This is a genomic window from Bradyrhizobium cosmicum, from assembly GCF_032290525.1.
GTDB lineage: Bacteria > Pseudomonadota > Alphaproteobacteria > Rhizobiales > Xanthobacteraceae > Bradyrhizobium > Bradyrhizobium cosmicum_A.
Map to the genome: position 1 here is coordinate 1 of NZ_JASXTA010000228.1, position 273 is coordinate 273.

At 71.1% G+C, this 273-nt stretch carries 1 pseudogene; it reads right to left on the reverse strand.

Features of this window, described 5'->3' with window-relative positions:
* Positions 1 to 232 (reverse strand): annotated as a pseudogene (locus QSV46_RS39780) (deferrochelatase/peroxidase EfeB); the annotation flags it as partial.
* Between the last annotated feature and the right edge of the window lie 41 nt (positions 233 to 273).

Consider the following 273-nt stretch of genomic DNA (forward strand, 5'->3'; position numbering starts at 1 on the left):
CGTCTCGGGTGCTTGCGGTGACGTCGAACGCGGCGAAGTAGAGCCGGTCCTGTGCCGGGGTGACGATGCCGCTCTGGTGGGCGCCGAAGAACGGGTAGGTGGGCGCCGAGGCGTCGGGAGCCGGGTTCGCGGAAGCCTGAGAGGCACCCCACCCCCCGGCGAATCCGGCCAGCCCTGCGGCTGCGCCGCCTCCTGCGACACCGAACATCCCGCGGCGCGACAGCTGCGTCACTTCACCCATCCTTCTGCACGTCGTGTCGATCCGCCCTGACG